The sequence below is a fragment of the Bacteroides sp. UBA939 genome, from assembly GCF_002293435.1.
Classification (GTDB): domain Bacteria; phylum Bacteroidota; class Bacteroidia; order Bacteroidales; family Bacteroidaceae; genus Bacteroides.
Genome location: NZ_DBDF01000101.1, coordinates 1 through 12,588, shown reverse-complemented (window position 1 = coordinate 12,588; position 12,588 = coordinate 1). Strand labels below are relative to the sequence as shown.

Annotated in this window: 5 protein-coding genes; 3 read left to right on the top strand and 2 right to left on the bottom strand. The window is 47.1% G+C overall.

The genetic code is table 11. The features are described 5' to 3' along the window. Positions 1-148: 148 nt before the first annotated feature. Positions 149-2,839, bottom strand: a complete 2,691-nt coding sequence (locus B2Z67_RS07115; RefSeq protein ID WP_291529126.1) for a TonB-dependent receptor — start codon at positions 2,837-2,839, stop codon at positions 149-151. Between the two features lie 565 nt (positions 2,840-3,404). Between B2Z67_RS07115 and B2Z67_RS07110 the strand changes: the two genes are divergently transcribed. Next, positions 3,405-6,194: an ATP-binding protein gene (locus B2Z67_RS07110; RefSeq protein WP_291529125.1), complete on the top strand. Its 2,790-nt coding sequence runs from the start codon at positions 3,405-3,407 to the stop codon at positions 6,192-6,194. A 235-nt stretch (positions 6,195-6,429) separates the two neighbouring features. Here B2Z67_RS07110 and B2Z67_RS07105 read toward each other — a convergent pair whose 3' ends face one another. Then, entirely contained in the window at positions 6,430-8,091 is a 1,662-nt protein-coding gene (locus tag B2Z67_RS07105; protein ID WP_291529124.1) for a putative transporter, read from the bottom strand. Between the two features lie 295 nt (positions 8,092-8,386). On the opposite strand from B2Z67_RS07105, the gene mutA reads away from it, so the two are divergent. Then, positions 8,387-10,288 carry a methylmalonyl-CoA mutase small subunit gene (gene mutA / locus B2Z67_RS07100; RefSeq protein WP_291529123.1) on the top strand — a complete coding sequence of 634 codons (1,902 nt, stop codon included), beginning with the start codon at positions 8,387-8,389 and terminating at the stop codon, positions 10,286-10,288. 1 nt (position 10,289) lies between these two features. After that, positions 10,290-12,437, top strand: a complete 2,148-nt coding sequence (gene scpA / locus B2Z67_RS07095; protein WP_291529122.1) for a methylmalonyl-CoA mutase — start codon at positions 10,290-10,292, stop codon at positions 12,435-12,437. The last annotated feature ends 151 nt before the right edge of the window (positions 12,438-12,588 follow it).

The window sequence follows — 12,588 nt, the reverse complement described above, 5'->3', positions numbered from 1 at the left end:
AGGAGAATAGAGATACTTCTATTGATGATTTGCACTGCTAAATTATCCTTTATAAGACTAATCCCTAAAGACTAATCCCTAATCACTAACCTCTAACCTCTAATCACTAATCACTAATCCCTAATCACTAACCCCTAATCCCTAATCCCTATAAGTCATAACTGAATCCCACCTCAACCCCCGTACCTTTCCTGAAGCGTTCCACTTCCAGTTTCTCTCCGGTGGTGGGCACTTCCTGTTTGAAGAGGATGTCCTGATTCAGCAGGTCGTTAATTTGCATCTTCACCGAGAAACGCTTGTTGAAGCGGTAACTGCCGGTGAAGTTCAGCGTATGTACCGGCTGTTGCTTAACGTCGCCCAGTTCGGAGATACCTACCGAATGGATGCGCGGCCCTTGCAGATTGTAGAGCAAGGCAACGCTGAGCTGCCGTTCTTCGCCAAAGCTTGGCGAGTAGGTGAGGTCTGCATTACCCAGATAGGGCGATGCTCCCTGCAAGGCACGCTGGCTGTTGGTATAAGCGCCGCCTTCGGGCAATTTCACGTTGGTGTACATATAAGAACCGTTGATGCCGAAGCGCAAGTCCTTGGTTATTTCTTTGCGGAACTCTATCTCTACGCCCGTAGCCATACCATTGTCCGCATTGCGGAAGGAGTGGACGGCAGAACCGCCTGCCAATGTCTGTACACGCTCTATCGGAGCATCCAGGTGCTTGTAGTAAGCTGTGACGGAAAGCATGTCCCCGTTGTTCTCGAACAGTTCGTAGCGCAGGTCGATGTTGTAGTTGTAACCGTTCTGCAAGTCGGCATTACCGCGTATCTGTGCCGAACCGTAGGATTCCTGATAAAGGAACGGAGCCATTTCGATGAACGAAGGCCGCGTCACGGTACGGGAGAAGGCGAATCGCAGACTGTTCTTCGCGTCCATCTGATACTTTGCGTTCAGTGCCGGGAAGAGGTCGTTCTTGTTCAGTTCGCTACGTTCGGCTTTTCCACCGTCGGTGTGGTAGTTTACCCACTGCTTACTGACTTCGTAGCGTACTCCGAGGTTCACCAGCAAAGGTGTTATCGGATAATATTCGGCGGAGAGGTATCCTGCATAGATATCATTGCCTGCCGTATAACTGTCCTTGGGTTGCTTGACGCGGTCTATGGTGATGGAGCCGTTCTCTATGTTCTCCATGTTGAGGAAGGCGTCCGTATCGTAAATGTCGGTGATGGTGGGATTCAGCCTGTTCAGGTTGTAGTAGAAGCGGGTGCCCATATAGTCACGGTTCTTGTCCTTATAGGTGAAGCCTGCCTGGAGCCTGTTGTTGTCGCCGAAGCGATAGCTGGCAGTGAAGTCGCCCACCCACTCGTTCTCGTTCAGTTCGCCGAAGTAGCGCATGGTTTCCTGGCGGTTGAGTTTGAAGAGTTTGATTTGGTTGTCCTCGCGGATGTACATCACCTGCCGACGGTCGGGTTCGTCGCTGCCCGTCTTGCTGTAAGAGCCGCTCCAGTTCACATCCCATTGGTTGCCGAAGTGGTGCTTGCCGTTCACCTGGTGGTTTTGCAGACTGTAGATGTGCGTCACGTCATTGCTGCCTATCAGGTTGTGGTCTTCGTAGTCCACGCCCTCGCGGTGCATATAGGTGTCTACGGCATTGCGGGCGTAGAAGAAGGTGTATCCGATGTGGTCTTCTGTGCGGAAACTGTAACCCAGGTTGCCCAGTGCGGCTATCTTCAGTTCGTTGGAGTAACTGTCGTAGGTGAACTCATTCAGGGTGTTTCCGGTAGCTTCGAGTGTTCTTACCGAGGCGTTGTTCATGGCTTGCAGGTCGTTGCTTACGCCTACGGATGCCAGGAGGCTGAGTTCGTTTCCGCCGAGGTCGAAGCGTTTGCCGAAGCCGATGTTCCCGCCGAATTCGGGCAGGGAAGTCTTCTTATCTACCCGGAAGCTGGTGTTGAAGAGGGAGTTGCTGCGGGCATAGTCCTCGAAATCGGAGAGTGACATGTCCGTTAGTTTCCGGTTCAGTGAGGGTGTTTTGAAGAGTGAACCGTCGCGGTTCATTTGGTAGAAGTCTTTCCCCAGTGTATTGAACTTACCTCCCGTGTTGAAGCTGACGGAGAAGAAATCGCTGCCTACGTTTTCCTTTGTACTGATGTCGATGTGCGCTCCCGAATAGTCGGCAAAGGCGCCCGCATCGTACACTTTGCTCACGGTGATGTTCTGCACGGTGGAGGCGGGGAAGATGTCCAGCGGGATAAGTTTGTTGTCCGGGTTGGGCGAGGCGATGGGAAGTCCGTTCAAGGTAGTGGTGCTGTAGCGGTCGCCCAGTCCGCGGACTATCAGTTGCCCGGCGCTGGCGATGGAGATGCCCGTTATCTTCTTCACACCTTCCTCTACGTTGCTGATACCTTTGATACTCATCTCTTTGGCTCCGAGGTTCTCGATGGCGAGGGTGGCTTTCTGCCGTTCCATTTGCAGGGCGCGCTCACCTTCCAGGTTCTTCCTGGCTGTTACGGAGACTTCGCCGAGGGTCTGTGCGTCGCTTTCCATCTCGAAGTTCAGCAGGGTTTCGTTCTGTACTTTTACGTCATTCAGCAGGATATCTTTGTATCCTATGTATCTCACGATTATGGTGTACGTTCCGTTTTTCACTTCCAGCAGGTAGTTACCGTCGATGTCGGCCACGGCGCCTTGCGTGGTTCCGGTTATCTGTACGGTGGCACCGGTTAGCGGTTCTTTGGTTTGTTTGTCGAGTACGGTTCCTTTGAGGTTGCCTGCCAGGGCAGTCATTGCAGAGAGGGTAAGTAATAAAATAAGGAAGAAGATCTTTCCTAAATCCGGTTTCATGCTCATCTTTTATAATTTCTTGTTTTCGGTGCAAAGATGAGGGAATAGGATTACAGCCGTAATACAGATACCATACAATTAGCTTTCTAAACGGTTACAATTCGGTTACTTATGCGAATTAGGAGTTAAAGGAGTTATCGCTTCGCTCAGTAATTTAGAATAAAGAACCTTATCTTCTTTGTGATAACAGCTACTTAACAAAGTTTCTTCCCGGCTTTGAGGAATCTTCTCTTTAAAGACAAGAATGGGTTGAGGCGTATATGAAAGTTTATCTCCAGCCTGGAGATGTACATCTCCAAGTTGAAGATATGCATCTCCAGCCTGGAGATACACATCTCTAAGCTGGAGATAAAATTTGAGAACTTGCTGAGCAAACTCCGTAATAGGCTCGTTATAGTTCTGTATAAGGCAAAGCAGACTTTGTTACTAATGATACTGTCACATTTAAGTAGCTGTTCATACTTCAGGATAGATGCGAATAACCATATAAATTTATATGTGAATAGTCCGGATTTGATTCCTAAAGCGTATCTTTGCAAAAGTTCAAAAACTTAATGTACGTTTTACCAGTATGAACGTTGATAAATCACATGAAGCCGAACGCTTTCGTCGCCTTTCGAACACTGCGCAAATAGGGTGGTGGGAGGCTGATTTTGCAACTAAAGAATTCTTATGTTCAGAGTATGTTTGTAAGCTGTTTGGTCTGAAAGATAATACGTTGACTTTTGGAGAATTCAGTCAGGTTATCCGTGAAGACTTCCGCGCCCGTATTGGCAGGGAGTTCCTTTTGATAGAGGAACTGGAAGTGTACGAGCAGACTTTCCCTATTAACTCCGTACTGCAGGATGAAGTCTGGGTACGCTCCCGTTTGGGCGAGAAGTGGGTGACGGAAGACGGACATCTGATGGCCTTTGGCATACTTCAGATAGTGGATACCCCTGGAAACGGGCAATCGAACGATATCCTGAAACAATTCAATGATTTGTTGTTCCGCCAAAACTCGGTATCCAATTCGCTGCATTATTTTCTGAAAGATAAAACCTTGGACGGTACTATCTCAAAGGTTTTAAAGGATCTGCTCGAACTCTTCCGTGCCGGGCGGGCGTATATTATAGAGTACAATATTGAGGCCCACACCGAATGTTGCACTTATGAAGTGGTGGCTGAAGGCGTTAAACCGGAAAAAGATAACCTGCAACATATTGATTTGAACATAATGAAGTGGTTTTTCAACCGGATACAGTCAGGTAAACCTATTCTGTTGAGTGATCTATCCGACCTTCCGGATGAGGCGGTTTCAGAGCGGAAATTACTTGCCTCACAAAATGTCAAGTCAATAATGGCTGTTCCGCTACGGAATTCCGAACGTGTATGGGGATTTATCGGCATAGAACTTGTAGACAGGCATTATCGTTGGAAAAACGAAGATTACCAATGGTTCTCTTCCCTTGCCAATATCATCAATATCTGTATCAGCCTGCGCCTTGCCCGTGATGAAGCCGACCGTGAACGCGCTTTCTTATCCAACCTCTATAAATATATGCCTCTGGGATACACCCGGATTAACATTCTCTTTGACGAGAAGGGGAATCCCAATGACTACTTTATAACAGATGCCAATCAATATGCTGCCGATCTTTATGGACTGCCTTTGGATGCTTATAAAGGGAATCTGGCTTCGAACGTTTACCTCCCGGGGGAAATGTCTCAGAATCTAAAGATTATTTCGGACGTATATCGCCAGGGTACATATAAAGAATTGGATAAATATTTTCATATCACAGGCAAAACGTGCCATTGTGTCTTCTATTTGCCCGAACCCAATGAAGTGGTTTGTCTTTATATGGATGTTACCGAGATACGCCATGCTTATATGGCATTGGATCGCAGTGAGAAACTCTTGCGTAACATTTTCGCCAATATCCCCGTGGGCATTGAAATCTTTGATAAAAATGGCATACTGATTGACCTTAATAACAGAGATCTGGAAATATTCGGTTGCAAAAGCAAGGAAGATGTGCTGGGGATTAACCTTTTTGAAGACCCTAATGTTACTCAGGAGATTCGCGACCGTATAGAGACAGAAGATGAATTCGATTTCTCAAGGGAATATCAATTCGGGCACATGAACGGTTATTATCCGACAGAAAAATCCGGTAATAGTACACTATATACCAAAGTCAGCAGGATATACAGTAGTAAGGGAGATTGCATCGGTTTTATTCTCATCAACATAGATAACACGGAACGGATTACCTCGATGAACCGTATTCGTGATTTCGAAAACTTCTTCCAGCTTATCTCTGATTATGCCAAGGTAGGATATGTCAAGCTGAATTTGTTTACCCGTGAAGGTTACGCCATCAAACAGTGGTATAAAAACTGGGGTGAAGATGAAGATACGCCTCTTTCGGAAGTGGCCGGCGTATATAATAAGATACACCCCGAAGACAGGAAACATATACTGGGCTTCTATGAAAAGGCAAAATTGGGTGAAGCCAAAACTTTCAGGAGTGAAATACGTGTGCGCCGCCCCAATACAAAGGATAAATGGAATTGGATACGCGTGAATGTAGTGGTTAATCAGTATGATTCGGAGAATGAACAGACAGAACTAATCGGCGTTAATTATGATATCACCGAACTGAAAGAGACGGAAGAGAAACTGATTAAGGCTAAGGAAACGGCTGAAGAGACTGACCGCCTGAAGAGCGCTTTCCTGGCAAACATGAGCCACGAGATACGTACACCCCTTAATGCGATTGTCGGTTTCTCCAGTCTGTTGATTGAAATGGAAGACGATGAAGAGAAACGTGAATATTCCAAACTGGTGGAAGAGAACAATGAACTGCTGCTGCAATTGATTTCGGATATTCTGGACTTGTCCAAGATAGAGGCGGGAACATTAGACTTTAAGTATAGGGAATTGGACATAAAGACTTTGTGCGGTGATATTTTCCGTTCCATGATCCTGCGCGTGAAGCCGGAGATTGAGCTTTTGTTTGATTCTACGTTGCCGGAGTGCATTATAACGAGCGACCCTAACCGCTTGTACCAGGTGATTTCCAACTTTGTGAATAATGCCATCAAGTTTACTTCGCACGGCAGTATCCGTATCGGGTATGACCAGCCGGACGCAAAGCATGTGCGGGTATATGTAAAGGATACCGGCATAGGTATCCCTTCGGAAGGTATCTCACGGATATTTGAGCGTTTTGTAAAGCTGAACTCTTTTGTTCAGGGTACCGGTTTGGGGCTTCCCATTTGCCGGAGTATCATTGAGCAGTTAGGCGGTACAATCGGTGTGGATAGTGAACCGGATAAAGGTTCATGCTTCTGGTTTATCTTGCCGTTGGAATAAAAAGACTTATTTCATCGTTAGGAGTTAGAGGAGTTATCCCTTCGTTGGGAGTTAAATAAGTTAAAGCCGATAGCCTGGTTTATGATTCACCGACTATCGGCTTTAACTCCTAAGCCAACTTGTTGGCTGATAACTCCTGAGCGAAGCGATAACTCCTATAACTTCTATAACTCCTGTAACTTCTATAACTTCTTTACTGCCTATACCTTCTTTACCTCCTGGTATAAAGCCGGTATTATATCATCGTCAGCAGTATCATCTGTCCTGCCAGAATGCGCAGGAACATTGTCAAGGGATAAACTGTGGAATAACCGACTGACGGGGCATCATTGCCGGATGTCTGGTTGGCATACGCCAAGGCGGGCGGGTCGGTATTACTGCCGGCAATCAATCCCATTAAAGTAAAGTAATTTACCTTATAATAGAAACGGGCTATTATGCCGATTATCAGCAAAGGGATAACCGTGATGAGGAAACCATAACCTACGTACAACAAACCGTCTCCGTTTACCACTGTTTGTACAAAATGCTGGCCCGCTTCGATACCTACACTGGCTAAGAAGAGTACAATACCTATTTCACGTAACATCAGGTTGGCGCTCATCGTTGTATAGGTTACCAGCTTCAGTTTGTGTCCGAAACGACCGATGAGGATAGCAACTACCAGCGGACCACCTGCCAAACCCAGTTTCACCGGAGTAGGCATACCCGGGAAAGCAATCGGAAGGCTACCCAATAGAATACCCAGGAAGATGCCTACGAAGATAGTCACAATGTTCGGAGTATCGAGACGTTTTAACTGGTTACCCAGTACACCGGCTACACGCTCTACGGCATCTTGCTGGCCAACAACCATTACACGGTCGCCTACCTGCAATATCAGGTTGGGGTCAGCAAATAAATCCATGCCCGAACGATTTACGCGAGTTACATTCACTCCATACATGTTGCGGAAATGGAGGCTGCCCAGTTTCTTGCCGTTGATTTCGGATTTTGTCACTAATATGCGACGCGAAACCATCGGCATATCCTGCTTTTCCCAATCCACCTTAATTTCCTTACCTATAAAAGCGGTAATGGCTTCGGCATCTTCTTCGGAGCATACAATGAATACTTGGTCACCGGTGTGGAACTCTGTCCTTTGATCGGGGATACTTACGTGTCCGTCATGGCGAATACGTGAACATACAAAAGAACGTCCCAGAAGTTCTTTGATCCGGATGAGTTTTTTCCCGTCGATTGACTCATTGCGAACTTCCAGGTGTAGCATGTGTGGCAAGTGCTTTATGTCGGAAACTTGTGTGGTAAGCGCTTCTTCTTCCTTTTTCAGGTTTATCCGGCAGATATAACGAACGGCGATAATGGAACCGATGATACCTACAACTCCAAGCGGATAAGCGCATGCATAACCCAGTGCGATAGGCTCGCCCGTATAACTGAACTGGTTCAACGCTTCCTGTGCGGCGCCCAGGCCCGGGGTATTGGTGACCGCGCCATAAAGGATACCTACTATCATGGGAAGGTCGATACGTCCGTCGAGGAAATAAATACCCAGCGCAACTGCAATATTAAGTATTACAATACCTACGGCAAGCATATTCAGCGTCATTCCTCCTTTCTTGAAAGAAGAGAAAAATGACGGGCCTACTTGTAAACCAATACAAAATACGAATAAGATTAATCCGAATTCGCGGATAAAGTGCAGGATATGTGTTTCACCCGTAAAACCAAAATGCCCCATCAGGATACCGGTGAATAGCACAAATGTCACTCCTAAAGATATTCCGAAAATCTTAATTTTACCCAGAAGCACACCGATGGAAATAACAAATGCATATAAGCATACGATATGAGCGACAGAAGCGGGATCCCATAACAAAGTCTCTAACCAATTCATAGCCTTTTTGTTTGTCTTTTTTATTGTTGTTTTGAAATTTTGCGCAAAGGTATGCAATAAAGAGGATGTGACAAAAGGTTTGATAAAGAAAAAAAGGAGTCCTTCATATTCGGGCATATATTGTTCTATGTACGTGCACGCAACGAGCTGTCCTTTCAGAATGTCATCTTACCTGCGAATTTTACTTAAAAATCCTTGTGTTATTAAGTTATTGAGTATCTTTGCAATTCCTATTTCCTGTTGAATTAGGAAAAAGAAGAGATTACTAATTATCTTTTAAATTTTTACATAGACTATGGCAGACAGTAAAGAAAAACTCTTCTCGGATTTTACTCCCAATTCCACCGAACAGTGGATGGACAAAGTAACAGCCGACCTGAAAGGCGCTGATTTTGAGAAGAAACTCGTTTGGAAGACAAACGAAGGGTTCAAGGTTAAACCTTTCTACCGCATGGAAGACCTCGAAGGACTGAAAACGATGGATGCGCTTCCCGGTGAATTCCCTTACCTCAGAGGTACCGGAAAAGACAACAACGAATGGCTCGTTCGTCAGGAAATTAAGGTGGATTGCCCCAAAGAGGCTAATGCAAAGGCATTGGATATTCTTAATAAGGGGATTGATTCGCTTGCGTTCCGTGTAAAGGCGAAGGAACTCAATGCCGAATACATCGAGACTCTGCTCGAAGGTATCTGCGCCGAGTGTGTGGAACTGAACTTCTACACTTGCCAGGGGCATGTAGTGGAATTGGCAGAATTGCTGGCGGCTTACTTCGCGAAGCAAGACTATGATTTGACGAAGTTGCAAGGCTCCATCGGTTATGACTTCTTCGACAAGATGCTGGCGAAAGGCAAAGAAAAGGGAGACATGGTGCAGACCGCCAAAGCTCTGATTGAAGCAACCGCCACGTTACCGAAATACCGGGTATTGAATGTAAGCGCTTTGACGTTGAACAACGCCGGCGCATATATCACTCAGGAACTGGGTTATGCTCTTGCATGGGGTAATGAATATATGAACCAACTTACTGAAACCGGACTTCCTGCCGCTCTTGTCGCCAAGAAGATAAAGTTCAACTTTGGTATCAGTTCCAATTATTTCCTCGAAATAGCTAAATTCCGTGCTGCACGTATGTTATGGGCAAATATTGTTGCTTCGTACAACCCCGAATGTCTGCGTGAATGCGAAAACAAAGGCCCTAACGGTGAATGCCGTTGTGCCGCCAAAATGCGCGTACACGCCGAAACCTCCACATTCAACCTTTCCTTATTCGACGCCCATGTAAACCTGCTGCGTACGCAGACTGAGGCTATGAGTGCTGCTCTGGGTGGTGTGAACTCCATGACGGTTACCCCGTTTGATAAGACTTACAACACTCCTGATGAATTCTCAGAACGTATGGCGCGCAATCAGCAATTGTTGCTGAAAGAAGAGTCTCACTTTGACAAGGTGATTGACCCTGCCGCCGGTTCCTATTATATTGAAAATCTGACGGTATCCATAGCCAAGCAGGCTTGGGAACTCTTCCTTGCAGTAGAAGAAGCCGGTGGTTTCTATGCCGCAGTGAAAGCCGGTACGGTGCAGGCTGCTGTGAACGAAAGCAATAAGGCTCGTCATAAAGCAGTTGCTCAGCGTCGCGAAGTGTTGTTGGGTACTAACCAATTCCCGAACTTTACAGAAAAAGCAGGCGACAAGAAGCCGCTTGAAGCTGCTTGCTGCTGCGGCGGTGGACACGATACTTGCGAGAAAGCTGTTCAGACATTGAACTTCGACCGTGCCGCCAGCGAATTCGAAGCGTTGCGTCTCGAAACGGAAGCATCCGGCAAACGCCCGAAAGCGTTTATGTTGACTATCGGTAACCTGGCTATGCGTCAGGCGCGTGCCCAGTTCTCTTGCAACTTCCTGGCTTGTGCCGGATATGAGGTGGTTGACAACCTCGGTTTCCCCACAGTGGAAGCAGGTGTAGAGGCTGCCATGGCTGCCAAAGCAGACATCGTGGTATTGTGTTCCAGCGATGATGAATATGCGGAATATGCTGTTCCTGCCTTCAAGGCATTGGGCGGTAGGGCTATATTTATCGTAGCAGGCGCTCCTGCCAACATGGAAGAACTGCAGGCTGCCGGTATCGAGAACTTCATCCATGTGCGTGTCAACGTGCTGGAAACATTAAAGGAATACAACGCTAAACTTTTGAAGTAAGATGAGAAAAGATTTTAAGAACTTAGATATATATGCTGCATTTCAGCCTGTGAACGGCGCTGAATGGCAAAAGGCTAACGGCATCCATGCTGATTGGAAAACGCCGGAACACATTGAAGTGAAGCCTGTTTATACAAAAGAAGACCTCGAAGGCATGGAGCATCTCAGCTATGCCGCCGGTCTTCCTCCTTACCTGCGTGGCCCGTACTCAGTGATGTACACGCTGCGCCCCTGGACTATCCGCCAGTATGCCGGATTCTCTACAGCCGAAGAATCAAATGCATTCTACCGCCGTAACCTGGCTTCCGGACAGAAAGGTCTGTCTGTTGCATTCGACTTGGCTACGCACCGCGGTTACGACCCCGACCACGAACGTGTGGTAGGCGACGTCGGAAAAGCCGGTGTATCTATCTGCTCGCTGGAAAACATGAAGGTACTCTTCGATGGTATTCCTTTGAACAAGATGTCCGTATCCATGACAATGAACGGTGCCGTGCTTCCGGTTATGGCATTCTACATCAATGCCGGTCTGGAGCAAGGCGCCAAGTTGGAAGAAATGGCAGGTACTATTCAGAATGATATCCTGAAAGAATTCATGGTGCGTAACACCTATATTTATCCGCCCGCATTCTCCATGAAGATTATTTCCGACATCTTTGAATATACTTCTCAGAAGATGCCGAAGTTCAATTCAATATCTATCTCCGGTTACCACATGCAGGAAGCGGGAGCTACGGCGGATATCGAGTTGGCTTATACGCTGGCCGACGGCTTGGAATATCTGCGTGCCGGAACGGCTGCCGGTATCGACATTGATGCTTTTGCCCCCCGCTTATCGTTCTTCTGGGCTATCGGTACCAATCACTTTATGGAAATAGCCAAGATGCGCGCCGCACGTATGCTGTGGGCTAAGATTGTGAAACAGTTCAATCCGAAGAACCCGAAATCTCTGGCATTGCGCACACACTCTCAGACGTCCGGTTGGTCGCTGACGGAGCAAGACCCATTTAATAATGTAGGTCGTACCTGTATCGAGGCTATGGCTGCCGCACTGGGACACACGCAGTCGCTGCACACCAATGCGCTTGATGAGGCCATCGCGTTGCCTACTGACTTCTCTGCCCGTATTGCCCGTAACACTCAGATTTATATTCAGGAAGAAACTTTTATCTGCAAGAACGTTGACCCGTGGGGTGGTTCTTATTATGTAGAGTCTCTGACTAACGAGTTGGCTCACAAAGCATGGGAGCTTATTCAGGAAGTTGAAAAGCTGGGAGGTATGGCGAAGGCTATCGAAACCGGTATTCCCAAGATGCGTATCGAGGAAGCTGCCGCACGTACACAGGCGCGTATCGACTCCGGCACTCAGACTATTGTCGGCGTGAACAAGTATCGTCTGGAGAAAGAAGCTCCGATTGATATCCTCGAAATCGACAATACGGCTGTTCGCCAGGAGCAGATTGCCAACTTGAAGACTTTGAAAGAAGGACGCGACGAGGCCGCTGTGCAGAAAGCATTGGAGGCTATCACCAAGTGTGTGGAAACCAAGGAAGGCAACTTGCTTGAGTTGGCGGTGGAAGCTGCCCGTGTTCGCGCTACGTTGGGTGAAATCTCGTATGCTTGCGAAAAGATTGTAGGACGTTATAAAGCAGTAATCAGAACAATATCAGGCGTGTATTCATCAGAAAGTAAGAACGACAGCGACTTCAAGCGTGCCTGCGAACTGGCTGAGAAGTTTGCGAAGAAAGAGGGACGTCAGCCCCGTATCATGGTTGCCAAAATGGGTCAGGACGGTCATGACCGTGGCGCTAAAGTTGTAGCGACCGGATATGCCGACTGTGGTTTCGACGTGGATATGGGACCTTTGTTCCAGACGCCTGCCGAGGCTGCCCGCGAAGCAGTTGAAAATGATGTTCACGTAGTGGGCGTGTCTTCACTGGCTGCCGGACACAAGACGTTGGTTCCGCAGATTATTGAAGAGTTGAAGAAACTGGGTCGTGAGGATATCCTCGTGATTGCCGGCGGTGTAATTCCCGCACAGGATTACGACTTCCTCTACAAAGCCGGTGTGGCTGCTATCTTTGGCCCCGGTACTCCGGTTGCCAAGGCTGCTTGCCAGATTCTGGAAATCCTGATGGATGAGGAATAAATAAAGAAGTGATAAGCGCTGAGGCGCTAACGGTAATAAACGGACTGCGGTATTGATTTACTTGCAGTCCGTTTTTTTTATTCAATTTGCAACAAAAAGCAATTCTAAAAAAATCATTGATTAACATCGGGTCAGTCCGAAAACCCGGTTG

Coding starts and splice junctions, on each gene's coding strand:
- scpA (WP_291529122.1), top strand. CDS start 10,290: ATGAGAAAAGATTTTAAGAACTTAGATATATATGCTGCATTTCAGCCT.
- mutA (WP_291529123.1), top strand. CDS start 8,387: ATGGCAGACAGTAAAGAAAAACTCTTCTCGGATTTTACTCCCAATTCC.
- B2Z67_RS07105 (WP_291529124.1), bottom strand. CDS start 8,091: ATGAATTGGTTAGAGACTTTGTTATGGGATCCCGCTTCTGTCGCTCAT.
- B2Z67_RS07110 (WP_291529125.1), top strand. CDS start 3,405: ATGAACGTTGATAAATCACATGAAGCCGAACGCTTTCGTCGCCTTTCG.
- B2Z67_RS07115 (WP_291529126.1), bottom strand. CDS start 2,839: ATGAGCATGAAACCGGATTTAGGAAAGATCTTCTTCCTTATTTTATTA.